This is a genomic window from Salinicoccus luteus DSM 17002 (genome assembly GCF_000712035.1).
Lineage (GTDB): Bacteria > Bacillota > Bacilli > Staphylococcales > Salinicoccaceae > Salinicoccus > Salinicoccus luteus.
Map to the genome: position 1 here is coordinate 234,183 of NZ_JONV01000006.1, position 26,556 is coordinate 260,738.

Below are 26,556 nucleotides of genomic sequence, written 5' to 3' on the forward strand. Positions count from 1 at the left end.
GCTAGAAGGGGCCGTAGCCGATCCACAGGCTGATGACCATGAAGGCGGCACATGCCACGATCCAAACGAGCATGATCGGCCAGACGAAACGAAGCCATTTCTCGTATGGAATGTTGGCGATGCTGAGGCCTGCCATCAGGATGGCCGATGTCGGGAACAGGTAGTTCGACAGGCCGTCCCCCATCTGGAAGGCCAGAACAACCGACTGGCGGGGCACGCCGACGATATCCCCTATAGGGGCCATCAGTGGGATGGTCGTTGCCGCCTGGCCGGAACCGGACGGGATGAAGAAGTTGATGATGAACTGGGTGAAGAACATGCCGACTGCAGCAATGGAGGCGGGCAGTCCTTCCAGGATGGAGCTGACCGAGAAGATGACCGTATCGATGATGGTGCCATCTTCCAGTATCAGCAGGATACATCTGGCAAGCCCGACGATGAGTGCACCGAATGTAACTTCCTTGGCTCCTTTTATGAAATCTTCTGCAATGCCGTTTGGTGTATTGCCTCCAACCAGTCCCGAAAGGATGCCCATGGCTAGGAATATTGCTGCAAGGTCGGTGCCCGTCGACCAGCCTTGTACGACGCCATATATGATGAGCCCGAATCCGGAGAGTATGATCAGGAGGACGAAAATGTGCCTCGTCGTCAACTCCTTGAATGCATAGGATTCTTCCTGGGCATTTTTCTCAAGCCCATATACGTAGCTGTTGTTCATATCCTTCTGCACCCGTTTGCCGTATCGGTATACAAAGAATGCAGCGATGATGACAAATACGATCTGGACGATGATCCTGTAGAACATTCCGGAAAAGAGGGGCAGTCCGGCGACTTCCTGGGCGACGCCGACCGTGAATATATTCATGAAGCCCCCTGCGAATCCGGCTGCAGCACCGAGAGCCACCATTGCCATGCCGGTCATGGCATCCATGCCGAGGGAACGTGCAAGCATGATTCCCATTGGAATGAATATCAATGTGGATTCGGCCATGCCGAAGGTGGCGCCGCCAAGCGAGAAGATGAGCATCGTCAGTGGAATCAGGACGATTTCCCGGTTCTTGAGCAGTGAGACGACCTTGTTGATGCCGGCTTCTATCGCTCCGGTCCCGTTGATCATCCCGAATGCCCCACCGATGATGAAGATCAGGAATATGATGCCTGCAGCATCCGTCATGCCGGCAGGGACGACGCGGAATATTTCAGTCCAGTGGACAGGTGTCTGCTCAGTGAACTCGAAAGAGGTTTCATCCACGACGAGGATGCCGTCCTCGTTCTCCGTCCGATCATACTCCCCGGCGGGGATGACATAGCTGAGAAGCATTGCCAGAATGACGATGGAGTAGATGAGGACGAAAGCGTGGGGTACTTTTATGTATTTCATTTCCAATCCTCCTATGCTGTTGGTGATCTTAATTATACTTGAGTGATGGGATATGGCAACCTTCCATATATATAAGTTTCAAACAATTCAATCTTTTTATATTTCAAAATAAATGTATAATGGTAGTATCAAATTGCGAGGGGAGATTGTATGGACAGAGGGGAACAATCAGAACAGAGGCCTGCGGGATTCCGATTCCCGCATACTTATGCAATCCTTTTTTCGGTCGTCATCATTGCAGCAGCGCTCAGCTATGTCATCCCTGCCGGGGAGTTCGAACGGGTCGAAGTGGGGGACAGGACGGAGGTGGTACCCGGAAGCTACACGGCGGTGGAACAGAGCCCGGTGTCATTCTTCGAGCTGTTCAAAGCGATTCCGACCGGTCTGATTGATGGGGCGAACATCATATTCTACATATTCCTGGTCGGCGGCGCCTTCGGCATCATCAGGGCTACAGGGGCAATCGAAGCGGCCATCCAAAAAGTGATGCTCATGGTCAAAGGGAATGAAAAATTGATGATTCCAGTGGTCATGCTCGTCTTTTCCATTCTGGGCTTTACAACAGGCATGGCTGAGGAGGCCATCATATTCGTTCCCATCGGCATCGTGCTGGCCACAGCTCTTGGGTATGATGCCATGGTGGGGACGGCCATGGTGACGCTTGGAGCGGCTTCCGGCTTCATCGGCGGCATGCTCAACCCCTTTACAGTGGGGATTGCCCAGGAGATCGCTGAGCTGACGATATTTTCAGGCTGGCAGTTCAGGAGCGTCGTCTATTTCTTTGTACTGGGAATCGCCATACTGTATGTCATGCATTATGCGAAAAAAGTGAAGAAGGATCCCGAATCGAGCCTGGTCTATGAGGAGTCGCAGAAGGGGCATGTCAATTTCACAGATGATGTGATGAATTTCGACGAACTCAAAAAGCGGCATATCATGATTCTTGTGACATTTACAGTCGGCATCATCATAAATATATATGGCATCTTCCAGCATGGCTGGTTCCTGACGGAACTGTCCGCCAACTTTTTTGTGATCGGTCTCATCGCCGGACTTGTCGGCGGAATGAAGATCAACGACATATTCGATGCCTTCATTGACGGCATGAAACTTGTCGTCTACGGTGCGATCATCGTCGGTTTTGCACGGGCCATCGTCGTGGTGCTCGAGTCCGGCGTCATCATAGACTCGGTCATCAATGGAATGAGCAGTGTGCTCGACTTCCTTCCGCCATCCATAACGGCGCTCGGGATGCTCGTCATACAGGTCGTCATCAACTTCTTCATCCCGTCCGGATCCGGCCAGGCGATGACGACGATGCCGATCATGACACCGATTGCGGACCTCCAGGAAATTCCAAGGCAGGTCGCCGTGCTCGCCTACCAGTACGGAGATGCAATCACGAACACGATCATACCGACTTCTGCCTCATTGATGGGTGTCCTGGCGGTTTCAGGTATTCCCTACATCAAATGGGTCAGATTTGTCTGGAAGATCACGCTGATGTGGCTCATCATAGCTGCTGCAGCCCTGGTTGTGGCCACAGTGATGGGCGTCTCATAGTAAAAAGGCCGGCGGGACCGCCGGCCTTTTATTATACCTTTCTAGTTCAAGTCTTCCTTTTTAAGGGAGTCCCTGATTTCTCTCAGTAGTACGGTCTGCTCGTCTTCGGCAGCTTCCTCCACGAAGCGGTTCCGCGTCAGCACATTGACCACTTTAACAAATACGAATATTGCTGCTGCGATGATGAGGAAGTCGATGATCGCCTGGATGAAGACGCCATATGTAATCCCCCTGTAGGCCCATTCCGAAGTGAAGTCGGTGTTGCCGAAGATGAGGGCGATGGACGGCATGATGATGTTTTCAACGAGTGCCGTGACGATTTTGCTGAATGCTGCACCTATGACGACGGCGACTGCAAGGTCCAGTACATTTCCTCTGAGTATGAAATCCTTAAATTCCTGCCACATGATGATTCCTCCGAAGTTTTTGATTATGGGTCCAGCATCCATCTTACAACAAACGCATGGACTTGCAAGCGGTGTGGCGTAATCACTTTATTTATACTGATGTTGATATATACTGGTGGTATAGGGTAAATGTATATTTGCTAGACTCCGAATGATGTGTTAACATCAATAATTGTTTTGCAAGTTGCGTTACAAAAAGTAATTAATGGGAATAACTAATCCAAAGGAGGAGTAAAATGGAAGAGAAAAACCAAGGAAAATTGACACCAGTTTTTTGGATATCACTTGTTATTGTATCTGTTCTTGTCCTTTACGGGACGTTCTTTTCAGAGAACTTCGAAAGCGTAACGGGAGTCCTCACGGGGTTTATAACGAGTAACTTCAGCTGGTATTATGTATCGCTGACAACAATTTTCATCTTGTTTTGCCTGATATTCGTCTTTACACCGATGGGGCAGATCCGTCTTGGCAAACCGACGGAAAAACCTGAGTTCAAAACGATGTCATGGTTTGCGATGCTTTTCAGTGCCGGCATGGGTATCGGTCTCGTATTCTGGGGGGCTGCCGAGCCGATCAGCCACTATTTCACCCCGCCGACTGCCGAACCAGAAACGGATGAGGCGATGAAGGAATCATTGCGGAGAACGTTCTTCCACTGGGGTTTCCATGCATGGGCAGTCTATGCAGTCGTGGGACTGGCTCTGGCATTTGCCCAGTTCAGACGGAATGAACCCGGATTGATTTCGAGTACATTGCGCCCTATTCTTGGCAAGCATGTAGACGGCCCAATCGGTACAGCAATCGACGTGCTGGCCGTGTTCGCCACGATTGCTGGGGTAGCGACTTCCCTTGGTCTCGGTGTCATGCAGATCAACGGTGGCCTGAGCTACCTGTTCGGCATTCCGAACAATATCTATGTACAGATCATCATCATTGCCATCATTACTGTGCTGTTCATGTACAGTGCATGGACGGGACTTTCCAAAGGAATCCAGTACTTGAGTAATGCAAATATGGTCCTCGGCGGCCTTCTGTTGATCTTTACACTTGTACTTGGGCCAACGGTTCTGATTCTTAACATGTGGACTGATACTTTCGGCGGTATGATCGGCAACTTTGTAAACATGAGTTATGATGTTGCACCACTCAATCAGGATAAAAACGATTGGCTCGGCGCCTGGACAATCTATTACTGGGGCTGGTGGATGAGCTGGAGCCCATTCGTCGGGATTTTCATCGCACGGGTGTCACGAGGCCGTACAATCCGTGAGTTTGTACTGGCAGTCATGATCGGCCCAGCCGTACTCAGCTTCTTCTGGTTCAGTGTCTTCGGGGTCACTGCCATTGATTCCGATAGACAGGTCGGTGGATTTGCAGATCTTGCGACTGAAGCTGTCCTGTTTGAAATGTTTAATAATCTGCCGTTTGGTCTGATTGTTTCACTTATCGCGGTGCTGCTGATCGGCACATTCTTCATCACTTCTGCTGATTCGGCAACATTCGTATTGGGTATGCAGACGACCAATGGATCGCTTACACCACCAAACAGAACAAAAATGATCTGGGGTATTGCCCAAGTTTCTATTGCGATTGTTCTGCTCATGGGCGGCGGACTGACATCACTCCAGGCAGCAGCAATCATCTCGGCATTCCCATTCTCAATCATTCTCATACTCATGATGGTTGCAACCTACAAGGATGTTGCAAAAGAGCAAAGATCACTGAATCTCCTCATCGAACCTAACTACGAAGGTACAGAGTATGAAAAGCTGATGAAGGATCATGAGAAAAAACAAAAACTGGATGATGAGAAAGCAGCCAGAGAAAACAGTTAAGTTAATATATAGTTATGGAAATGACCTATCAGCATAAGTTTTACTTATTGCTATAGGTCATTTTTTTGTATCGAAATTATGGGCGAATTGAGAGGAACGGCGTTTACATCCCTTATGTAAAGATATACAATTGATACGAACGGTCTTATGACTGGAATATTGATAGGGGGCTATTACAATGAGTCAAAATGTTAATGAAGCTGCCAAGAAGTCGTTCAATGTCGGCGGCAAGGACTATAACTACTATAGTCTGAAGACATTGGCTGAACGGGGCATGTCTGAACCACACAAATTGCCATACTCCGTCAGAGTGCTGCTTGAATCAGTACTGCGCCAGTACGACGGCAGTGTCATCAATGATGAACATATTGAATCTTTGGCAACTTGGGACAAAGGTGACAACCAAGGAAAAGAAGTGCCATTTAAACCTTCACGCGTCATTCTTCAGGACTTCACTGGTGTGCCGGCGGTCGTCGACCTGGCATCTCTCAGAAAAGCGATGGATGATGTAGGTGGAGATGTACAGAAAATCAATCCTGAAGTGCCTGTAGATCTCGTCATCGACCACTCGGTACAGGTGGATGCCTACGGTACTGATGATTCACTCAGACTGAATATGGAGCTTGAGTTCGAAAGGAACCAGGAACGCTATGAATTCCTGCACTGGGCAACGAAGGCGTTCGACAACTATAAAGCCGTTCCGCCTGCAACAGGCATCGTGCACCAGGTGAACCTCGAGTACCTGGCGAATGTTGTCCACGTCAAAGAAGACGGCGATGAACTCGTTACTTTCCCGGATACACTCGTTGGTACGGATTCCCATACAACAATGATCAATGGTCTCGGCGTACTTGGCTGGGGTGTCGGCGGCATCGAAGCCGAAGCCGGAATGCTCGGTCAGCCATCCTACTTCCCTGTACCTGAAGTCGTGGGTGTGCGCATGACGAATGGCCTGCCGGAAGGTGCAACAGCGACAGACCTCGCACTGCGCGTCACTGAACTGCTGCGCAAACACGGCGTTGTAGGAAAATTCGTCGAATTCTTTGGACAGGGTGTAACAGAGCTCCCACTCGCTGACAGGGCGACGATTGCGAACATGGCGCCTGAATATGGTGCGACATGCGGCTTCTTCCCTGTCGATGACGAAACACTCGAATACATGAAGCTCACAGGACGCAGTGAAGAGCATATCGATATCGTCAAGACATATCTTCAGGAGAATGACATGTACTTCGACCCGGCAAACGAACCGGTCTACAGCGAAGTTGTCGACCTCGACCTCTCCACAGTTGAGCCTGCACTTGCCGGACCAAAGCGTCCACAGGATCTGATTCAGCTGTCCGATATGAAGAAGGAATACAGGAAATCCATTACAGCCGAAAGCGGCAACCATGGTCATGGCCTGGACGAATCGGAATTCGACAAGAAGACGACAATCAAATTCAACGATGGCAGAGAAGTTGAAATGAAGACCGGCGACCTCGCCATTGCAGCCATCACTTCATGTACGAATACATCCAACCCTTATGTCATGCTCGGAGCGGGCCTGATTGCAAAGAAAGCGGTTGAAAAAGGCCTGGAAGTACCAGCATACGTGAAGACTTCCCTGGCACCAGGTTCCAAAGTCGTTACCGGTTATCTTGAAGACTCCGGTCTGCAGGAATACCTTGATGAACTCGGCTTCAACCTTGTAGGCTACGGCTGTACAACATGTATCGGAAACTCCGGTCCATTGCTTCCTGAAATTACAGAGGCGATTACTGAGAGCGATCTGCTTGTAAGTTCCGTACTTTCCGGAAACCGTAACTTCGAAGGCAGGATCCACCCGCTTGTCAAAGCGAACTATCTGGCTTCACCACCATTGATTGTTGCATATGCACTTGCTGGTACAGTGGACATCGATCTGCGCAATGAGCCACTCGGCAAGGACAAGGATGGCAACGATGTCTTCATGAAGGATATCTGGCCTTCCACTCAGGAAGTGAAGGATGCAGTAATGGGCAACGTCAGCCCTGAGCTCTTCAGGAAGGAATACGAAAGGGTATTCGATGCCAACGAAATCTGGAACAACATCGAAACGACGGATGCACCACTCTACGACTTCGATCCGGAGTCCACGTACATCCAGAACCCATCGTTCTTCCAGAACCTGTCTACAGAACCAGGCAAAGTGGAATCACTGAATGGCCTGCGTGTACTCGGCAAGTTCGGAGACTCTGTAACGACAGACCACATTTCACCTGCAGGTGCAATCGGCAAGGATACACCTGCCGGCAAATGGCTGATTGAACAGGGTGTATCCCCAAGGGACTTCAACTCATACGGTTCCCGTCGCGGCAACCACGAAGTTATGCTCCGCGGCACATTTGCCAACATCCGTATCCGCAACCAGATTGCAGACGGCAAAGAAGGCGGATTCACAACGTACTGGCCGACTGGTGAAGTCATGAGCATCTATGATGCTGCAATGAAATACCAGGAGAATGGCACAGGACTCGTGGTCATCGCCGGAGACGACTACGGTATGGGATCAAGCCGTGACTGGGCAGCGAAGGGTACGAACCTTCTCGGTGTCAAAGCGGTCATCGCAGCAAGCTATGAGCGTATCCACCGTTCGAACCTCGTAATGATGGGCGTCCTTCCACTCCAGTTCGTCGATGGGGAAGACGCAGATACACTCGGTTTTGACGGCAGCGAGACATTCGACATCCAAGTCGGTGAAGATGTCATGCCTGGACACGTCCTCGATGCTGTAGCGACAAACCAGGACGGCAAGAAGACTGAGTTCAAAGTCAAAGCACGCTTCGATTCAGAAGTTGAAGTGGACTACTACCGTAATGGCGGTATCCTGCAGCTTGTACTCAGAAACAAACTTAAAGAGCAGTAATATTAAAATAACCCATCTCTTTTGAGATGGGTTATTACTTTTATTTGCTTTCGAATATGACTTCATCATCCTCAGAATCTATGATCAGTTCCGTATCCTCAAAGTACCATAGGTCCGATTCCTTGATGAAGACCTGTATGCCATCGTACTCGAATACTTTGCTGTCAGAGGGGATGCGTTCTACTGTCAATGCTGGAGAAAACCCCTGTTTCAGCTGTGTTTCACCGCCATACCTTACATAGATGTTTACGCCCTGTCCTTCTTCCGGGTCCAATTCTTCCTTCATCCAATCCAGTGCACGATCTGTAACTTCCAACATTTCCATCATCCCTTCTGCTACATGAATGTAATTTTGGATTCTGTACCATCCATTATACGTTTAATATTGGAGATATGTCTAACGACAATGACTACGGCGATGATGAACGAGAAGGCAATCAGCAGCGGATCCCTGAAAACCAGCGAAAGAATAAAAAATAAGACGGCACTCACGATGCTGGAAAGGGATACATATTTGCTGGCTTTCAGCGTGATCAGAAATGCAGACAGGAGCAGGATGAAAAGCAGGGGATTATATGCCAGTACGGCACCTGCGCTTGTAGCAACAGCTTTTCCGCCCTTGAACTTCAGGAATATGGAGTAGACATGGCCGATGGCTGCAACAAGCCCCGGGATGAATATATGCATATCCACATTGAGGAGCATTGCGGCAAACACTGGAAGCGCCCCTTTGAACATATCCAGCAGAAGCACGACGATGCCGGCCTTCTTGCCAAGAATCCTGAAAGTGTTGGTTGTACCTATATTGCCGCTGCCATGCTGTCTGAGGTCGATCTTATAGAACCAGATGCCGATCAGCAGGCTGAAAGGTGTGGAGCCAAGAAGATAGCTCAATAACAGGAGTATTATAATCGTTTCCATTTAAAAACCCCTTTATTATCAGGTACTAACAGTTTACCATAAATTTTAAACAGGGTATAATAAAATATAGTTTACCATAAAATTATTATGTAAACTAAATACTTCGTATACACCATGAATACATTGATTATGGTTGCAATCATCACACTTTTGTATAAAAATAGAACATGAGATAAAAATAACGAACATATGTTTGTGGGAGGAAATCCAATTTGGCAAGACAGAATACTTATAACGATGATTCAATACAAATACTTGAGGGTCTGGACGCCGTAAGGAAAAGGCCGGGGATGTACGTCGGTTCCACCGATTATAGGGGGCTGCACCACCTGGTGTACGAAATCACCGACAACTCGGTCGATGAAGTCATCAATGGCTACGGCGATGAAATAAATATCACCATCAATCCGGATGAAAGCATCACAATCCGGGATAATGGCCGGGGGATGCCGACAGGCATGCATACATCCGGCAAGCCGACACCGGAAGTCATCTTCACCGTCCTGCATGCCGGCGGCAAGTTTGGTGCCGGCGGATACAAGACATCAGGCGGTCTGCACGGTGTGGGGGCTTCGGTCGTCAACGCCCTGAGCGAGTGGGTGGAGATCAAGATCTACCGGGACGGCAAGGTGCATGAGATGTCATTCAAGGACGGCGGCAAGCTCGACCGTCCATTGGAAGTGACCGGCAAGACAAAAAGGACCGGTACCGAAGTGACATTCAGGCCGGACGGGGAAATCTTCAAATCCGGCACTTCGTTCCACTTCGAGACGATCATGGAAAGGATGCGGGAGTCCGCCTTCCTCCAGAAGGGGATGCGCATCTCCATTACGGACAGGCGTCCCGAGGAGCCCCTTGAGGAGGTATTCCAGTACGACGATGGTCTGAAATCCTTCATCGACTTCCTGAATGAAGGGAAGGATGCAATCGGGGATGTGGTCATGTTCTCCGGCGAGTACAATGACATCCTGGCGGAAGTGAGCTTCCAGTACAATGACCAGTACAGCGAAACGCTGATCTCCTTCGTCAACAATGTGCGGACAAAGGACGGCGGTACCCACGAAGTCGGATTCAAGACCGGCTTCACCCGTGTATTCAATGAATACGCACGCAAAATAAACGAATTGAAGGACAAGGACAAGAACCTTGAGGGCAATGACATCCGGGAAGGCCTGACTGCGGTCATCTCTGTGAAGATTCCTGAAAACCTGCTCCAGTTCGAAGGACAGACGAAGAGCAAGCTCGGTACGAGCGAAGCGCGGAATGTCATGGAATCGCTGATGAGCGACCATCTTCCCTATTATCTGGAGGAGAATGGTGCACTGAGTACCCAGCTGGTCAAGAAGGCGATCAAGGCAAGGAGCGTCAGGGAAACGGCACGGAAAGCCCGTGAGGAGGCAAGGAACGGCAAGAAGCGCCGCAAGGATACACTGCTGTCCGGAAAGCTCACACCTGCACAGAGCCGCAACGCCAAGAAGAATGAACTGTATCTGGTCGAGGGGGATTCTGCGGGCGGCTCCGCCAAGCAGGGGCGTGACAGGCGTTTCCAGGCCATCCTACCGCTGCGCGGCAAGGTCATCAACACCGAGAAGGCGAAGTTTGAGGACATATTCAAGAACGAAGAGATCAATACCATCATCCACACGATCGGCGCAGGTGTCGGAACCGAATTCAATGTGGACGATACCAACTACGACAAGATCGTCATCATGACCGATGCCGATACGGACGGGGCACATATCCAGGTCCTGCTGCTCACATTCTTCTTCAACTACATGCGCCCGCTCTTTGATGCAGGCAAAATCTACATCGCCCTGCCGCCGTTATTCCAGCTGAAGAAGAAGAGCAAAAAGAAGGAGGACGTGCGGTATGTCTGGACTGAGGATGAGCTGATCGAAGCCCAGAAAGAAATGGGCAAAAACGTCGAACTGCAGCGCTATAAGGGTCTCGGTGAAATGATGCCGGAACAGCTGTGGGAAACGACGATGAATCCGGAGACGCGGACATTAATCCAGGTGCGGATTGAAGACGAGGCGCTTTCGCTGAAACGTGTCACGACCCTCATGGGGGACAATGTCGAGATGCGCAGGAAGTGGATCGAATCGAATGTCAGCTTCACACTCGAGGACGCAGACAGCATATTGGGAAATGACGATGTCACAAAACTGGGAGAAAGTGGTGAATTGAATGACTGAACAAGTTCAGCAGCTACAACTTGAAGATGTCATCGGCGACCGTTTCGGCCGCTACAGCAAATACGTCATCCAGGATCGTGCCATCCCTGATGTCAGGGATGGCTTGAAGCCGGTCCAGCGGCGCATCCTGTACGCAATGTACAAGGAAGGGAATACTTTTGAAAAGAGCTTCAGGAAAAGTGCGAAGACCGTGGGGAATGTCATCGGAAACTATCATCCGCATGGCGACTCCAGTGTCTATGAAGCGATGGTCCGCCTCTCCCAGGAATGGAAGATGCGGGAGGAGCTGGTCGACATGCACGGCAACAAGGGAAGCGTCGATGGCGACCCGCCGGCTGCGATGCGGTATACGGAGGCGAGACTTTCTGAGATCTCGAACGAAATGCTCCGTGACATCAACAAAAATACGGTCGACTTCATCAACAACTTTGATGATACCGAGATGGAGCCGACCGTCCTGCCTTCAAAATTCCCGAATCTGCTCGTCAATGGCTCAACAGGCATATCCGCAGGCTACGCCACGGATATTCCGCCGCATAACCTTGAAGAGGTCATCGATGCGACATTGAAGGTCATCGATAAGCCCTCTGCCTCCATCGATGAACTGATGGAGGTCGTCAAAGGGCCGGATTTCCCTACGGGCGGCATCATCCAGGGCAAGGACCAGATCAGGAAGGCCTATGAGACCGGCCGTGGAAAAATCATCGTCCGCAGTCGTGTACGTACTGAGGACACGCGGGGCGGCAAGACCCATATCGTCATCGAAGAACTTCCGTACGAAGTGAACAAGGCGAACCTTGTCAAAAAGATGGATGAAATCCGTGCCGACCGCAAAGTGGATGGCATCATCGAAGTCAGGGACGAAACCGACCGCGAGGGCATGCGCATCATTGTCGAGGTGAAGAAGGACGCGAATGTCGAAGGCATCATCAACTACTTCTACAAGAAGACGGATCTCCAGGTATCATACAACTTCAATATGGTAGCCATCAGCGACCGGGCACCGAAACAGCTCGGGCTGAAGGAGATACTGGAGAGCTACATCGCCCACCAGAAGGCAGTCATCCTCAACCGCTCGCAGTATGAACTGTCGGAAGCCGAGCGCAGGATGCATATCATCGAAGGGCTGATGCACGCCCTGTCCATACTGGATGAGGTCATCCGCGTCATCCGGGAATCGGACAACAAGCGCAACGCCAAGGCGAACCTGGTGGAAGCCTTCAGCTTTACGGAAGCCCAGGCAGAAGCGATTGTGATGCTCCAGCTGTACCGGCTGACGAACACGGACATCGCGGAACTGGAAACGGAGCACAGTGAACTCGAATATACGATCAACCAGCTGCGCGAAATACTGGGCAATGAAAAGCAGCTGCTCAAAGTGATCAAAAAAGAGCTGAGGGACATCAAAAAGAAATATGCCACACCGAGGAAAAGTACGGTGGAGGAGGAGATAGAGACCATCGAGCTCGAAAAGGAAGTGCTGATCGCCAAGGAGGAGGTCGTCGTTTCGTTGACGAAGGAAGGGTATGTGAAGCGTACGAGCCTTCGGAGCTACAATGCGAGTACGCCGGATGAAATCGGCATGAAGGAGGACGATCATGTACTGCTGTCCCGCCATGCACACACGCTCGAGCATCTGCTCGTCTTCACCAATCTCGGCAACTACATGATCATTCCGGTCCATGAACTTCCGGAGATCAGATGGAAGGATAATGGCCAGCATCTCTCGAACCGCTTCAGGCTCGGCGCAAATGAAGCGCCGGTGACGGCTTTCGTCATCGAGGCGTACGAGACCGGCATGTCGGTCGTGACGACCACGAGGCAGGGCCAGATCAAGCAGACTGAGCTCAAGGCCTATGAAGCGAGCCGGATCCGGCGTCCGATTTCCGGGATCAGCCTCAAAAAGGACGACCAGGTGGTTTCAGTGGAACTCTCCCAGGGCGGCGCGGAGGATGTACTGCTGATCACACAGAAGGGCATCTCCCTGAGATACCCGCTGTCGGAAGTCAATCCGGTCGGCCTGAAGGCGCAGGGCGTCAGGGCAATCCAGCTGAAGCCGGATGATGCGCTTGTCTTCTCGGGGCTCGTCTCCGATGAGAAATTCCTCGTGACGGTCTCCCAGCGGGGGGCAGTCAAACGGACGGCCATGGATACATTTGAAAGGGGCGCCAGGGCGCAGGTGGGCAGCACGCTGCTCAAGGAGATCAAATCGAAGCCCCATCGCGTCATCGGGGCCCGGCTCATCGAAAACAATGTCGATATGATCCTTTATTCACAGAATGCCAGCTTCAGATTGGATGCCAGATCCATCCGGGTGAGCGGCAAATATGCCAACGGCTCATTCGTCGTCGATGAAAATGAATTCGGGGAAGTGGAGCGCGTCATATTTGAAGCGGTGCAGTAGTCGGAATAGTCCAACTTGAATTTGGGGCTTTAAAGCGCTTTCCCAAATGATATAATGTTTGTTATATCAGGAGGTGCTTTATGGATTTTGAAGGAATTGTCCCAGATTGGTTCAAAAGTTTTGTAGACATGGGAAACACCCTGCTGTGGGGTGACTTCCTCATCGGGCTGCTTATTCTTGCAGGTCTTTATTTTTCCATCAGCTCGAGGTTTGTCCAGTTCAGATGGTTCAAGGAGATGTTCAGGGTAATTACGGAAAAGGCGGAGACGCTGCCTGACGGCAAAAAAGGGATCGCCCCTTTCCAGGCGTTCGCCATCAGTGCCGCTTCACGTGTCGGCACCGGCAACATCGCAGGTGTAGCCACAGCAATCGTGCTCGGGGGTCCCGGTGCGATATTCTGGATGTGGCTGATTGCGTTCTTCGGCGCAGCAACCGCATTCTTCGAATCGACGCTTGCACAGGTCTACAAAGTGAAGGATCGGGAGGGCGGCTTCCGGGGAGGCCCCGCCTACTATATGGAAAAGGGGCTCAACCAGAGGTGGCTCGGCCTGTTCTTCGCGGTGCTGATCACCATCACCTTCGCCTTCGTCTTCAATGGGCTGCAGGCGAACACCATCGCCCATGCCTATGAAGAGGCATTCAACCTCGACAGATGGGTGGTCGGCCTCGTCATCGCCGCATTCACAGCCGCCGTCATCTTCGGCGGCGCCCGGAGGATTGCGAGTGTGGCGGGCTACATCGTACCGGTCATGGCGGTCATCTATCTGCTGGTCGTCTTCGTCATCCTCATCATCAACTACGACCAGATCATCCCGATGCTCACTTCCATCGTCACGAATGCCTTCGGCATCAGGGAGGTCTTCGGCGGTGCGCTCGGCGCGGCGATACTGAACGGCTTCCAGCGGGGACTGTTCTCCAATGAGGCCGGCATGGGGTCCGCACCCAATGCCGCCGCATCCGCTGCGGTCAGCCATCCTGTCAAGCAGGGGCTGATCCAGGCGCTCGGCGTGTTCTTCGACACGATGATTGTATGTACGGCGACGGCCATCCTGATCCTGATGTATACGGATCTGAGCTATGGCGCCGATGCACTTCAGGGCATCCAGGTGACCCAGGCGGCGATGACCGAACAGATCGGATCCTTTGGAGCGATCTTCATCGCAATCGTCATCCTGCTCTTCGCCTACAGTTCCATCCTCGGAAACTATTTCTATGGCCAGAGCAATCTGAACTACATCAGGGAGAACCGGGTGCTGCTGTTTGTATTCAAGATACTTGTCGTCGTCATGGTATTCATCGGTGCGGTGATGGACCTTGAGACGGCCTGGGCCACAGCAGACATGTTCATGGCGCTGATGGCAGTGACCAACCTTGTTGCGGTATTCGGATTGAGCCATATCGTCTGGCAGGTTGCCGCCGACTATAAGGCACAGCTGAAAACGGGGGTAAACCCCGTCTTCCAGACGAACAACATCAAAGCCGACCTTTCGGAAGTCGATGAATGGGGCGAGAACCGCTACGCCTATCGTAACGAAGAAAGGCCATAGGCAGGCACATAATAAAAAGAGCAGACCATAAGGTCTGCTCTTTTCTAGTTGAAGAGTGATCTGAAGAAGGAGACGATGCTTGAGAAGAAATCGGATACCGCCTTCTTGAATGACTCCCAGGCGCTCGACTCCTGGATGTCCTGGCCGATCGATTCAGCCTGGTCAGCCGCGTTCTGGAACGCTTCACTCGAAGTGATCTGATCGAGGAGGTTCTGGGCACTTTCCTTCAGTCTCTCGGCCTCCTCGCTCTGGAAGATGCCGGAGTTCTGTATCTGGATGATGATGCCGACGATCCTGTCGATCTGCGCCTGTGTCAGCAGGCCATCGAGGCCGTTGGCCGCCATCTGTTCATCGACGATGTCCCTGATCTCCTGTTCCGTGAGGTCACCGCCCTGATTGATGACTTCAACCTTGATGTCGGTGATCATCTTGTTCAGCTGCTCCTGTGAGAATCCTTCGACATTGCTGTTCTCTTCCGAGATATCGGAAATGGTCTCAAGCTCCTCCTGGGAGTTCTGTGTCCGCTCGGTGTCGATGGCCTCCCCTTGGGATTCATAGGCCTTGTAGATGCCGGAGAGGGCACTTTCCCCGGTGACATCTTCAGCCGCCCCGATGACCACTTCCGCGTCGGTGATGCCGGATGTCAGAAGTGCGTTCTTGTATGTCTCCTCTGTGATTTCGGTGATGTTCCCCATGCTCTCATCCACGGTGATGTCGAGGCCGTGGCCTTCAGATTCCTGTATGATGCGGATGCTCGATTTGAGTACGGCGTTGCTGTAGTCCTTGCCGATGTACTGCTGTACATCCTCGCTGTAGACATACTCGACCTTGTCGCTCTCCTCTGTGCCGAGGATTTCACGTGTCGCATCGAGCAGCTGCTGGTCACTCTCAAGCGCTGCACCATACACTGTGACCGCTTCATCCCATTCCGAGGCCGCCTGGGCCGGATTCGGCATCAGCAGCACGAGCATCATTGTCAAAAATAATAGTTTTTTCATCATTATCAATCCCTCATTCCTTATATATATTTTACTATATAAGCATATGTCACCACAATTTTTTATTCTCCCTGGAATAACAGCGATATTATTTCTTTATTATTTTGTGGAAACCGGTTAAAATGATTTGATAGATTAATGACAGGAGCATGATTATGGAAAATGAATACAGACGTTCCGACAGACCGCAGCCCGAAGGGCGGAAACGGCGCATCCGGAAGCGGGCGCTCATTCCGCTCATCCTGCTTGCAGTAATCATCGGTTCAATCCTCTATATATACTTTTCATACCAGTCCGGCCTCGATATCGCGCGCGACAACGGTGTCGAACAGGAAGAGATGGAATTCAACGGGGTGGATGATAACGACGGCAAAAAGAACATCCTGCTGCTCGGTGCCGACCGTGAGGTGGATGGCGCGCAGCGGACGGATGTCATCATGCTGGCCCAGTATGACTATATGAACAAGGAAATGAAGATGGTCTCCCTCATGCGCGATATATATGTGGAGATTCCCGGATTTCAGAGCTATAAGATCAATTCGGTCTACTCACTCGGGGGTGTCGAACTGCTCAGGCAGACCATCCAGCAGAATTTCGGCATTGAAGTCGAAGAATATGCAGTCATCGATTATCAGGCTTTCGAATCGGTCGTCGATGTCATCAATAAGGATGGGATCATGATTGATGTGGAGAAGGACATGTCGGAGAAGATAGACACAGAACTGAAACAGGGGGAACAACGGCTTGGGGGTGAAGACCTTCTTGCCTATGCACGGTTCCGTCAGGATGCAGAGGGTGACTTCGGCCGTGTCAGGCGCCAGCAGCAGGTGATCAATGCGGTCAAGGATGAAGCACTGACCTTCGGCAGCATCCTCAAGCTTCCGAAAATTGCGGGTACCGGCATGGGACATATCAATACGAGCATGAGCGACGGGGAGCTGTACCGGATGATGGCCTCGTTCCTGGTCCGGGGCGAGAAGGACATTCCGACACTCACCGTGCCGGTGGAGGATACGTACCAGTTCATGGACACGCCGCATGCCGGGAATGTCATCGACCTCGACTTTGAAACGAACAGCCAGTATATCCAGGACTTCTTTGAAGGGGACATGGAGGAGCCGGATGCCGGGGAGCCGGACGGGGAAGCTCCGACAGTGAATGAATAGGCACGCAAAAAGGATGGCGGAACCGCCATCCTTTTTTATGTGCTAGTATTTCGGTTTCTCATCGAGTTCCTGCTGGGCCTGTGGCCATGTACGCTTGCCGTCATTCAGCTCAAACTCCATATTCACGTCTGTAACATGGTTCTGCTTCAGGATCAGACGCTCTATGTCATCCCTGAGGGCGTTCACTTCCCTTGAGGTGAGCTCGGGGTCGATCTCTGCAACGACTTCGACATGGAGGTTGTCCCCTTCTTTCAGGACGAACAGTTTCTGGATGTCCTTTATTTTCTCATGGCGCAGGACGATCTGCGAAACCCGTTCTTCCATGTGGGGGTCGGTCTCCCCGAGCACGCCGGCGGCATTCTCCATGAACACCTTGTATACGATGTAGAACATCATCAGGCCGATGATGACCGATGCAATCCCTTCGCTTGGGGCAAAGCCGGTGAAGCGACCGATCAGGATGGCAATGATGGCAAGAAGTGCCCCGGCTGTCGCCACCGTGTCCTCAAGGAATACGAGTTTCGTCGCCGCCTTGGCCCTGTTCATATGGATATAGCTTGTCGTTACAGGTTTCAGACCGTCGTAGGGCTGCCCCGCCTGCTGGAGGAGTTCCTTGCCTGCCTTGTACAGCACGAAACTCTCGAGTATTGCAGCAATGGCGAGAACACCGATGTTGACCAGGAGCATCGTCGTCTCCGTATCAGTCGGCAGGGGCTCGACGATATGATGGATGCCTTCCCGTACTGTTTCATAGGCCAGAATGCCGACAACGACAATGGCGAACAGACACACGAGGTTCACCAGACGGCCGAAGCCGAAGGGGAAGCGTTCCGTCGGCGCCTTCTTCGAAAGGCTTGAACCGATGAATACGAAGAACTGGTTGATGGCGTCGCCGAGGGAGTGCATCATTTCAGCGAACATCGCAACATTGGCGGTGAAGAGGAAGGCGGCCCCCTTGAGGCCGGCGATGATGAAATTGACGATGGCTGCGGTGAGGGAGGCCATGCTTCCCTGTTTAAGTAATGCGAAAATATCCTTCAATAGTGTTCCCTCCTTTTTGTTTTCATAGTGTCCCATACCCAATTGTCGTGCATTTATTTATAAATGCGGAAGGTTCATGTTTGGCCCTGTCCATTTTGTGATATGATAAATACACGGGGGGTACGAACATATGTTCTGTATGGAGGGGATGGCATGTACAATTATCATATCTGCCCGCATCGTCATGTATTCTGCGTCGATCAGAAAAGCTTCTTCGCCAGCGTATCATGCCTGCTGAAGGGACTCGATCCCATGACGGCCAAACTTGCTGTGGTGGCCGACACGAAAAATCCCGGCTCAGTGGTGCTTGCGGCCACGCCGGAACTGAAGAAGCTCGGCGTAAAGACCGGATCCAGGCTCTTTGAAATCCCGGCACGCAGTGACATCTACATCATCAATCCATCAATGAAGACATATCTGGACTATTCGGCACGGATCACGGAGATCGCATTGAAATACACCGCCCCTGAAGATTTCCACCAGTACTCGGTCGATGAATTCTTCATGGATGTGACGGAGAGCTACCGCATATTCGAGGCCTCCCCATATGCGCTGGCAAGGCGGATCAAGGCGGAAATATACCGGGAGACCGCCATCGACTGTGCAATCGGCATCGGGGAGAACATGCTGCTCAGCAAGCTCTCCCTGGATATCGAGGCGAAGCGGATGGCTGACGGCATCGCCGAATGGCGTTATCACGATGTACCGGAGAAGCTGTGGCCGATCAAGCCGCTGAGGCGCTTCTGGGGCATCAACAGGAGGAGTGAAATCAAACTGCATCAGAGGGGCATCTTCTCGATCGGGGACCTGGCGCGGTATCCGGTGGTCCACCTGAAGCGGGACTTCGGGGCCATCGGTGTGGACTGGCATCTCCACGCCAACGGCATCGACTCGAGCCTCATCCGGGAAAAGCATACCGTGCACTCCCCGTCGATCGCAAAGAGCCAGATACTGATGCGGGACTACCGCTTCGATGAGATCTATGTGGTGCTGTTCGAACATGTGGATGAGGTCACCCATCGCCTGAGGCTGGAAAGAAAGCTTGCCCGGACCATCCAGTTTGCTGTGGGGACGTCGGATGGGAAGATATACCGGAAGCAGTTTACGGTCAGGGAGGGGACGAACGATGGAGATTTCGTCATGCAGGGGATATGGAAGGCACTGGGAGCGATTGGGGATCCCTATGCCCTGTACCGTACGATCAGCGTCACGCTGACCAGCTTCATTCCTGACCGGATGAGGCAGATTTCATTGTTTGATGATGTGGAAGCGGTAGAAAGGCGGGAGCGGCTGTTGAGGACGGTGGATCACCTCAAAGTGAAATACGGACAGCTGAGCGTCATGCGGGCACTCAGCTGTACAGAGGCTTCGACCCTGAAGCTCAGGGACGGACTGATTGCAGGGCATAAAAGATAGGCAGCAATCAAGCTGCCTATGGATGGATGGCGTAAAGGAACAGGAGACCATTCAATATGCCGATGACGAGGGAGACCATCGTACCGACGAGTACATATTCGCTTTCCTTGTGGACTTCACCGTCGGCGCCGCTGCTCGGGAACCGCAGGATGGATTTTGCGGCGATGATCAGCCCCATTGCGGTATACTGGTCGAACAGTACGAACAGAATGATCAGAAAGCGTTCGCTGTATCCGATGGTCATGCCGATATGGTCGGTCTGCGTATGCCTTACACCGGAGAGGCGTGCGAGGAAGACTTTGATGATCCAGCCGCTTGACAGGTACAGGAGTATACCGAAGGAGAGGAGTGGAAGATTCATGATTCCAGCCCCTTTCTGAAGGACCGGCTGAATGCGCTGCGGAGCGGAGTGTCATCCACCTGATAGTGGTCGGAGAGGAATTCGAGGATCTTCTCCAGCTGACGGCCGCGTGATTTGCTGTAGTGTGCGGATATGGTCGACTCGTTCTTCCCGAGCAGGGATGAGATGTCCTTCTGGAGCATGCCGCCCAATTTGAGTGAAGCCACCTGATGCTGTATATCCGTCATATGGTCCAGAATATCCGTCGCATACATCAGGGCGATCTCCACTGGAGGATCCATGTCCGGTGAAATGAAATCCTGGACTGCCGATTTCTTGATCGTTTCGAGTGCGTTCCGGGTCTCTTTGACGGCCTCATGGCTCCATTGCTCCGGGTCGCCTTCAGGAGCCGGGATGTCTGCAGTATGGAAGCTGCATTTCAACGGAAAGCCATGATTATCCCACAGCAGCTTCGCATAGATTGCAACAAACAGGGTATAGTGGGCTCTGGAGGACAGGATGAACAGTTCATCCCCCATACGGTAGTCGACATGGAAGAAGTTCTGGCCGGAAAGCCATGAGGTGATCTCCTCCTCCATCCATTTCAGCCTGTCGAACAGCGTATCATTCGCTTTGGAACTGCCGGATACGTCCATAATGAGTATAGAAATGATGCCAGTCCACCTCCCAAGTGATATAATACATAGGACTATAACCCCAGTATATAATAATTTGCCTCTCAAGGCGAATTATCAATCATTCGTGTATAGAGGCGAATAATTTTTCGAGCTTCTAAAAATCATGGAGATACCATGGTAAATCTGATAATATAAGCAAAGTATTAAAATTAGTTGACAGGAGTGCCATTATGCAATTTACAGAGTTGACCATTGAGGAATTCGATCATTTCACCCGGACACACTTCAGTCATTTCACACAGACGAAAGACAACTACCGCCTGAAGGTGGAGCAGGGTGTTGAAACCTATCTTGTCGGTGTGAAGGATGGCGAAGCGGTCAGGGCTGCATGTCTCATTACGCTGACCCCGGTAATGAAAGTATTCAAATATGCCTACAGCAACCGTGGACCGGTGATGGATTATCAAGACAAGCAGGTGTTCGACACGTTCTTCCGAGGTCTCCATCAGTTTCTGAAGCCCAAAAAGGTCATGTATGCACGGATCGACCCCTATGAAGTGATCAGGGAGCGGGATCATGACGGGAAAATCCTCGAAGATCGGGGCAACCGGTACATCTTCGACTATTTTGAGGAACATGGCTTCACGCATGATGGGTTCACCGTAGGGTTCGACCCGGTCATCCAGATCAGGTGGCATTCGGTGCTCGACCTATCAGGAAAGGATCCGAAGATGCTCCTGGATGATATGGACAGCCTCCGCAAACGGAATATCAAAAAGGCTCAGAAGCATGGCTTGCATGTACGCTATCTGGAACTCGATGAAATTGATGTGTTCAGGAAGTTCATGAAGGACACTTCCGAAATGAAGTCGTTTGTCGACCGGGACGATTCCTACTACATCAGCAGGAAGAAGCACTTCGGCGATAATGTCATCATTCCGCTTGTATATGTCAACCTGGACGAATACACGGAGTCGATTGCGAAAGACCGCGATGGTCTGGTCAAAAATATCGAAAAGGCGGAGAAGGACCTGGAGAAGGATCCTTCTAATACCAAGGCCGGGAAGAAGATCAAAAATCTCGGTGAACAGCTGGAAAATATAGAGGAAAAGCTTGCTGAAGGAAAAGCGCTGCGCGCGACCCACGGAGAAGAGCTGCCGATTGCGAGCGCCTACTACTTCATTACGCCGCATGAAGTGGTCTATCTCGCCGGAGGCAGCGACAACAACTTCAGGCATTTTGCAGGCAGCTATCTGATACAGTGGCACATGATCAACTATGCACTTGATCATGGGATCGATCTATACAACTTCTATGGCATCAGTGGAGACTTCTCCGAAGAAGCGGAGGACTACGGTGTAATACAGTTCAAGAAAGGTTTCAATGCAACCGTCTTTGAATATGTCGGAGATTTCATCAAACCGATCAATGCGCCGGCCTACAAGGCCTATCGGGCGCTCTCGAAAATACGGAAGCAGATTGGGAGGTAGGAATACGGATGAAATTTGTTGAATTGACTGAAACGGAATATAGGAACTATATTGAAAAAGGGGAGGAATCCGCCTTCTTTCAAATGATAGAAAACAAGAAGAACCGGGAGATGGACAAACAGAAAGTCCGTCTGCTTGGAGTCAAGGATGAAGGAGGCACGGTCATAGCCGCCTGCCTGTTCACCCTGAAGAAGACCGTCATGGGCAAGTATTTCTATTATTCCAATCGTGGCCCCGTCCTGGACTACCACAACCATGAGCTTGTCCGCTTTTTCCTGCAGGCCCTCACGAAATACTTGAAGAAGAACAACGGCCTCTATGTCAAACTGGATCCGAACTGGATCTACAGGAAGTACGATAAGGATGTAAACCCAAAAGAGGATTATCCTGCACAGGATGCGCTCATCCGCATAATGGAGGAGGAGGGATATGTCCATCAGGGGTTCACCCGGGGCTATTCCCGCACGTCCCAGGCAAGATGGATGAGTGTGCTCGATTTGTCCGGCCATGATGAGAAGTCACTGCTGAAGTCGTTTGATTCCCAGCGGAAGCGGAACATCAAGAAGGCTGAGAAGTATGGGGTGAAAGTGCGGTTCCTGGATGTCGACGAAATTGATATATTCATGGACCTCTATCTGGATACGAGTGAAAGGCAGGGATTCTTCACGCACCCGAATCCGCGTGAATACTATTCCAACTTCAAGAAGGCATATGGGGATAAGGTACTGATCCCACTTGCCTATATAGAGCTTGATGAATACGTCAACAATCTATCAGAGCAGATTGAAGAGAATGAAAGCAAGCGGAATCAGCTGATGGAGAAGGAAAATAAGAACGACAAGACACTAAACAAAATTGCGGAGCTCGACAAGCAGCTCGACAAGATGACGGAAGACAGGATGCAGGCGAGTGAAATACAGAAAAAAGAAGGCAACATCCTCAACCTTGCTTCGGGCATCTATTTCGAGACACCATATGAAATGGTCTACAACTCCGGTGCGAGCTCCAGTGAATACGCCCATTTCGTCGGACCGTACATGATGCATTTCGAGATGATGAAGTACTGCATGGACAAGGGCACCAGCCGCTATAATTTCTATGGAGTCAGCGGAGACTTCTCCGAAGATGGGGAAGACTATGGCGTGTACCGCTTCAAGCGTGGATTCAATGCAGAAATTGAAGAATTGGTTGGAGACTTTGTAAAAGTGATCAGCAAAGTGCCGTATAACCTGTACAAAGTGAAACGGAAAATTGAGCAGAAAGCCGCCGCAAAATCCAATTGACGAGTAAAGGAAGGTTAGTTCCAACTATGCAGACATCACCAATCCAAGAGGAGACTTTCAAAGCATTCATGGCGGGTTATGACAGCTACTGCCATTATCTGCATGATCCTCTGTACTACGACTACATTTCAGGCGTCCAGGAGACCCATCTCCTTGGGCTTTACGAAGATGATGCACTCATCGGCGTATCCATGCTCAGTGGAAGGCCTGTCCTGAAACGCTACAGAATATTCACTTCGCATGCGGGTCCATTGATCAAGCCTTTCTCAAATGAACGGCTCCAATTTTTCCTGAAGGAAATAGATGAATATGCCAAAAAGCAGAACGGTCTCAAAATGATCCACTCCCCCTATTATATATACCAGATACGCAACAGCGAAGGGGAAGTCATAGAGAGCGAATGGAACAACCATGAAATCGTAGACATCTATCGCAATCAGGGCTACAGGCATAATGGATTTACAAGACAGCTGGTGACGGACGAACTGCTGAGGCATCAGGCGGTACTCGATATCACCAAGAGTGAAGAAGAACTGCTCAAAGGCATGGACAAGACGACCCGCTATAATACACGGGCGAGCGAACAGATGGGCGTCCGCCTCAGATATCTCGAAGAGAATGAATACGACAAATTCATCGACATATACAAGGATACGGAAGCGCGCATCGGTTTTGATCCTGTCAGCAGCAAAAAGATCAGAAACCTGCTCCATACACTGAAGGATCGTACCTATCTGACGTTGAGCTACATCGATCTCGAGGAGTATCTGGACAGGCTCACAGAAGAGCTTGATGCATTGGAGTCCGACCGCAGGGATATGCAGAATGAGATCGACAGCGGCAAAGGCACGAAACGTATGAAGGGACGCCTTAATGAACTGAAGGATCTGACAGCCAATAAGCAGAAGCGTATTGAAAAGATCAGGGGTGTGCAGGCGGAGTATGGAAATATCATAGAACTGTCTGTCGGTATGTATTACTACAACAACCATGAAATGGTGTACCTGTTCAGCGGGAGCTATCCGGAACACTCCATGTTCATGGGCACCAATTATACGACATGGCAGATGATCAAAAAGGCCAAATCGCTCGGCCTTGGACGATTCAACTTTTCCGGGCTGACCGGCGACTTCACAGAAGATTCAAAGGACTATGGTGTCTATAAGTTCAAGAAGGACTATGATCCCTTCATCGAAGAGCTGCCCGGCACATTCGAAAAGATTTTCAACAAGCCGGTATACAAACTGGCTGAGAAGCTCAAGAAGGTATAGATGGAAAAGAAGCTATAGCAGTGCTATAGCTTCTTTTCTTTATGCATTTCCTGAAGCAGTGTACTGTATTTGCTGTTCCAGCTCCTGTAGGAGATGATCCATAACAGAAGGATGAGCAGCACGAGCGCAATGGTGGCCGGCCAGAACCAGCCCGAAACGATGCCGTCGGCGTGTGAGAGACCGATGGGTGAAAACAATATATAACAGAAGACCATGGCACCCATCAGCAGAATCGTGACAGGAATTGCAAACTTCCAGGGCATCATGTCCACTTTGGGATTATGCGTGAAGTGATGAGGGACATCAAGCGGCCTGATGAAACCTGAAATCATCATAATCAAGACGGCGAGCACGAACAGGATACCCTGAATATGGATGAAGCTGATATCAAAACTGAAGCCGAAAAGCATGGGGAATCCCCATATCAGCATGTAATAGAGGACGACATGGACGACAATCGCAATCTTGGCACCGATGGGGGGAATGTACTTTGAGAATATGCCGACAAGGATGATTGCGATCACCGGGATGTTGAAAAAGCCGGTGAACTCCCTGATGATGTTCCAAAGCCCTTCCGGTGCACGCAGCAGGAGTGGGGCGATGAAGAAGGAAACGAGGGCAAGAAGTGTGCCGAACCATTTGCTGACCCGTATCATTTCCCTGTCGGAAGCATCCTTCTTTATTTTCACCTTGTATAGATCATAGACGAACATTGTCGCGGCACTGTTGAGCAGTGAATTGAAACTTGAAAATACTGCACCGAGGAGTACAGCCAGGAAGAAGCCGCTCAGGATCGGCGGCAGCAGCTCGCTGATCAGAGCAGGATAGGCCAGGTCCATCGTCTCCAGTCCATCGCCGTAGAGATGATAGGCGATGATTCCTGGAATCATCATCATGAAGGGGACGAGAATTTTAAGGAATCCGGTGAACAGTGTGCCTTTCTGGCCTTCGGCAAGGCTTTTTGCACCGAGTGTGCGCTGGATGACATATTGATTCGTGCCCCAATAGAAAAGATTGGCGAAGATCATTCCAGTGAATATCGTGCCGAATGGTACAGAGTCTTCACTGGAACCGATGGCATTCAGCTTCTCAGGTTCTTCGGTGGCGATGGTCTTCATGCCGGCAAGCATATTCCCATCACCAAGAGCATGGAATCCGATGAGGGGAACCAGGAGCCCGATGATGAGGAGACCGACACCGTTCAAGGTATCAGATACAGCAACGGCCTTCAGTCCTCCGAATATTGCATATGCAGCTCCGATGATGCCGACAATCCAGATGACGATCCACATGGACTGTTCGAGTGACATGCCGAGAAGGGCGGGTACATCGAAAAGCTGCAGCACGGCAATTGCGCCGGAATAGAGGACCGAGGGAATGGTTACAAAAGTATATCCAAGCATGAATAGCAGGGTGACCATCATGCGTGTCCCTTCATCAAAACGGCTGTTTACAAATTCGGGCAGGGTGGTGAAGGCGCCTCCTATGTATCTTGGCAACAGAACGAGGGCAAGGATGATGACCGAAATCCCAGCAGTCACTTCCCATGCCATGTTGGACATATTCGCGTTGTACGCCTGGCCGTTCAGCCCAACAAGCTGTTCGGCGGAGAGGTTGGTGAGAACGAGGGAACCTGCTATGAAGCCGCCGGTCAGACCGCGGCCGGCAAGAAAGTATCCATCGCTGTCATTGATCGTGTTGCGCGTTCTGCGATAGGAGTACCAGGCGACAAAAGCCATGAACAGGATGCAGGTGAAAATGGTATAGGTCATT

General features: G+C 50.9%; 20 protein-coding genes. 11 read left to right on the plus strand and 9 right to left on the minus strand.

Annotated features, from left to right (window positions below):
• Position 1: 1 nt before the first annotated feature.
• Positions 2–1,381, minus strand: coding sequence for a YfcC family protein (locus tag BO53_RS0101360; RefSeq protein ID WP_031544650.1), 1,380 nt, complete (start codon positions 1,379–1,381; stop codon positions 2–4).
• A 150-nt stretch (positions 1,382–1,531) separates the two neighbouring features.
• On the opposite strand from BO53_RS0101360, the gene BO53_RS0101365 reads away from it, so the two are divergent.
• Positions 1,532–2,944, plus strand: coding sequence for a YfcC family protein (locus BO53_RS0101365; RefSeq protein ID WP_031544652.1), 1,413 nt, complete (start codon positions 1,532–1,534; stop codon positions 2,942–2,944).
• Positions 2,945–2,985: 41 nt separating this feature from the next.
• Here BO53_RS0101365 and mscL read toward each other — a convergent pair whose 3' ends face one another.
• Positions 2,986–3,351: a large conductance mechanosensitive channel protein MscL gene (gene mscL, locus BO53_RS0101370; protein ID WP_031544654.1), complete on the minus strand. Its 366-nt coding sequence runs from the start codon at positions 3,349–3,351 to the stop codon at positions 2,986–2,988.
• Positions 3,352–3,587: 236 nt separating this feature from the next.
• Between mscL and BO53_RS0101375 the strand changes: the two genes are divergently transcribed.
• Together BO53_RS0101375 and acnA are read left to right on the plus strand one after the other, a co-directional pair.
• Positions 3,588–5,186: a glycine betaine uptake BCCT transporter gene (locus BO53_RS0101375; protein ID WP_031544656.1), complete on the plus strand. Its 1,599-nt coding sequence runs from the start codon at positions 3,588–3,590 to the stop codon at positions 5,184–5,186.
• Positions 5,187–5,364: 178 nt separating this feature from the next.
• Complete coding sequence (gene acnA / locus BO53_RS0101380; protein WP_031544659.1) at positions 5,365–8,073, plus strand: aconitate hydratase AcnA; 2,709 nt, start codon at positions 5,365–5,367, stop codon at positions 8,071–8,073.
• A gap of 40 nt (positions 8,074–8,113) precedes the next feature.
• Here the strand turns inward: acnA and BO53_RS0101385 are convergent, their stop codons facing one another.
• Together BO53_RS0101385 and plsY are read right to left on the minus strand one after the other, a co-directional pair.
• Positions 8,114–8,392 (minus strand): HesB/YadR/YfhF family protein, encoded by a 279-nt coding sequence (locus BO53_RS0101385; RefSeq protein WP_051682975.1) that lies wholly within the window; start codon positions 8,390–8,392, stop codon positions 8,114–8,116.
• 17 nt (positions 8,393–8,409) lie between these two features.
• Positions 8,410–8,994, minus strand: a complete 585-nt coding sequence (gene plsY, locus BO53_RS0101390) for a glycerol-3-phosphate 1-O-acyltransferase PlsY (RefSeq protein WP_031544663.1) — start codon at positions 8,992–8,994, stop codon at positions 8,410–8,412.
• Positions 8,995–9,206: 212 nt separating this feature from the next.
• On the opposite strand from plsY, the gene parE reads away from it, so the two are divergent.
• From parE to BO53_RS0101405, 3 genes are all read left to right on the plus strand, one after another.
• A complete protein-coding gene (gene parE / locus BO53_RS0101395) occupies positions 9,207–11,189 on the plus strand; it encodes a DNA topoisomerase IV subunit B (protein WP_031544665.1) in 1,983 nt (660 codons plus the stop codon).
• A complete protein-coding gene (gene parC, locus BO53_RS0101400; RefSeq protein WP_031544667.1) occupies positions 11,182–13,593 on the plus strand; it encodes a DNA topoisomerase IV subunit A in 2,412 nt (803 codons plus the stop codon). The genes parE and parC overlap by 8 nt, the downstream gene beginning before the upstream one ends.
• 80 nt (positions 13,594–13,673) lie before the next feature.
• A complete protein-coding gene (locus BO53_RS0101405) occupies positions 13,674–15,140 on the plus strand; it encodes an alanine/glycine:cation symporter family protein (protein ID WP_031544669.1) in 1,467 nt (488 codons plus the stop codon).
• A gap of 44 nt (positions 15,141–15,184) precedes the next feature.
• On the opposite strand, the gene BO53_RS0101410 is transcribed toward BO53_RS0101405, so the two are convergent.
• Positions 15,185–16,141: a DUF1002 domain-containing protein gene (locus BO53_RS0101410; RefSeq protein WP_051682964.1), complete on the minus strand. Its 957-nt coding sequence runs from the start codon at positions 16,139–16,141 to the stop codon at positions 15,185–15,187.
• Between the two features lie 152 nt (positions 16,142–16,293).
• On the opposite strand from BO53_RS0101410, the gene BO53_RS0101415 reads away from it, so the two are divergent.
• On the plus strand, positions 16,294–17,304 hold the full coding sequence (locus BO53_RS0101415) for an LCP family protein (protein ID WP_051682965.1): 1,011 nt from the start codon (positions 16,294–16,296) through the stop codon (positions 17,302–17,304).
• 42 nt (positions 17,305–17,346) lie between these two features.
• On the opposite strand, the gene BO53_RS0101420 is transcribed toward BO53_RS0101415, so the two are convergent.
• Complete coding sequence (locus BO53_RS0101420; protein ID WP_031544676.1) at positions 17,347–18,345, minus strand: cation diffusion facilitator family transporter; 999 nt, start codon at positions 18,343–18,345, stop codon at positions 17,347–17,349.
• Positions 18,346–18,498: 153 nt separating this feature from the next.
• On the opposite strand from BO53_RS0101420, the gene BO53_RS0101425 reads away from it, so the two are divergent.
• The gene (locus BO53_RS0101425) at positions 18,499–19,761 is read left to right on the plus strand and encodes a Y-family DNA polymerase (RefSeq protein ID WP_031544679.1); all 1,263 of its coding nucleotides are present in this window, start codon (positions 18,499–18,501) and stop codon (positions 19,759–19,761) included.
• A gap of 16 nt (positions 19,762–19,777) precedes the next feature.
• Here the strand turns inward: BO53_RS0101425 and BO53_RS0101430 are convergent, their stop codons facing one another.
• Together BO53_RS0101430 and BO53_RS0101435 are read right to left on the minus strand one after the other, a co-directional pair.
• Positions 19,778–20,122 (minus strand): hypothetical protein, encoded by a 345-nt coding sequence (locus BO53_RS0101430; RefSeq protein ID WP_031544681.1) that lies wholly within the window; start codon positions 20,120–20,122, stop codon positions 19,778–19,780.
• Positions 20,119–20,757: a sigma-70 family RNA polymerase sigma factor gene (locus BO53_RS0101435; RefSeq protein ID WP_245608169.1), complete on the minus strand. Its 639-nt coding sequence runs from the start codon at positions 20,755–20,757 to the stop codon at positions 20,119–20,121. Before BO53_RS0101435 ends, BO53_RS0101430 begins: the two co-directional genes overlap by 4 nt.
• Positions 20,758–20,969: 212 nt before the next feature.
• Between BO53_RS0101435 and BO53_RS0101440 the strand changes: the two genes are divergently transcribed.
• Genes BO53_RS0101440 through BO53_RS0101450 form a run of 3 tightly spaced genes read left to right on the plus strand, consistent with a single transcriptional unit; the run spans position 20,970 to position 24,783 of the window.
• On the plus strand, positions 20,970–22,229 hold the full coding sequence (locus BO53_RS0101440) for an aminoacyltransferase (RefSeq protein ID WP_031544685.1): 1,260 nt from the start codon (positions 20,970–20,972) through the stop codon (positions 22,227–22,229).
• Between the two features lie 8 nt (positions 22,230–22,237).
• Positions 22,238–23,512, plus strand: coding sequence for an aminoacyltransferase (locus tag BO53_RS0101445; protein ID WP_031544687.1), 1,275 nt, complete (start codon positions 22,238–22,240; stop codon positions 23,510–23,512).
• 26 nt (positions 23,513–23,538) lie between these two features.
• Positions 23,539–24,783 (plus strand): peptidoglycan bridge formation glycyltransferase FemA/FemB family protein, encoded by a 1,245-nt coding sequence (locus BO53_RS0101450; protein ID WP_031544689.1) that lies wholly within the window; start codon positions 23,539–23,541, stop codon positions 24,781–24,783.
• A gap of 23 nt (positions 24,784–24,806) precedes the next feature.
• On the opposite strand, the gene BO53_RS0101455 is transcribed toward BO53_RS0101450, so the two are convergent.
• Complete coding sequence (locus tag BO53_RS0101455) at positions 24,807–26,555, minus strand: solute:sodium symporter family transporter (protein ID WP_037341589.1); 1,749 nt, start codon at positions 26,553–26,555, stop codon at positions 24,807–24,809.
• Between the last annotated feature and the right edge of the window lies 1 nt (position 26,556).

Coding starts and splice junctions, on each gene's coding strand:
- BO53_RS0101360 (WP_031544650.1), bottom strand. CDS start 1,381: ATGAAATACATAAAAGTACCCCACGCTTTCGTCCTCATCTACTCCATC.
- BO53_RS0101365 (WP_031544652.1), top strand. CDS start 1,532: ATGGACAGAGGGGAACAATCAGAACAGAGGCCTGCGGGATTCCGATTC.
- mscL (WP_031544654.1), bottom strand. CDS start 3,351: ATGTGGCAGGAATTTAAGGATTTCATACTCAGAGGAAATGTACTGGAC.
- BO53_RS0101375 (WP_031544656.1), top strand. CDS start 3,588: ATGGAAGAGAAAAACCAAGGAAAATTGACACCAGTTTTTTGGATATCA.
- acnA (WP_031544659.1), top strand. CDS start 5,365: ATGAGTCAAAATGTTAATGAAGCTGCCAAGAAGTCGTTCAATGTCGGC.
- BO53_RS0101385 (WP_051682975.1), bottom strand. CDS start 8,392: ATGTTGGAAGTTACAGATCGTGCACTGGATTGGATGAAGGAAGAATTG.
- plsY (WP_031544663.1), bottom strand. CDS start 8,994: ATGGAAACGATTATAATACTCCTGTTATTGAGCTATCTTCTTGGCTCC.
- parC (WP_031544667.1), top strand. CDS start 11,182: ATGACTGAACAAGTTCAGCAGCTACAACTTGAAGATGTCATCGGCGAC.
- BO53_RS0101405 (WP_031544669.1), top strand. CDS start 13,674: ATGGATTTTGAAGGAATTGTCCCAGATTGGTTCAAAAGTTTTGTAGAC.
- BO53_RS0101410 (WP_051682964.1), bottom strand. CDS start 16,141: ATGATGAAAAAACTATTATTTTTGACAATGATGCTCGTGCTGCTGATG.
- BO53_RS0101415 (WP_051682965.1), top strand. CDS start 16,294: ATGGAAAATGAATACAGACGTTCCGACAGACCGCAGCCCGAAGGGCGG.
- BO53_RS0101425 (WP_031544679.1), top strand. CDS start 18,499: ATGTACAATTATCATATCTGCCCGCATCGTCATGTATTCTGCGTCGAT.
- BO53_RS0101430 (WP_031544681.1), bottom strand. CDS start 20,122: ATGAATCTTCCACTCCTCTCCTTCGGTATACTCCTGTACCTGTCAAGC.
- BO53_RS0101435 (WP_245608169.1), bottom strand. CDS start 20,757: ATGGACGTATCCGGCAGTTCCAAAGCGAATGATACGCTGTTCGACAGG.
- BO53_RS0101440 (WP_031544685.1), top strand. CDS start 20,970: ATGCAATTTACAGAGTTGACCATTGAGGAATTCGATCATTTCACCCGG.
- BO53_RS0101445 (WP_031544687.1), top strand. CDS start 22,238: ATGAAATTTGTTGAATTGACTGAAACGGAATATAGGAACTATATTGAA.
- BO53_RS0101450 (WP_031544689.1), top strand. CDS start 23,539: ATGCAGACATCACCAATCCAAGAGGAGACTTTCAAAGCATTCATGGCG.
- BO53_RS0101455 (WP_037341589.1), bottom strand. CDS start 26,555: ATGACCTATACCATTTTCACCTGCATCCTGTTCATGGCTTTTGTCGCC.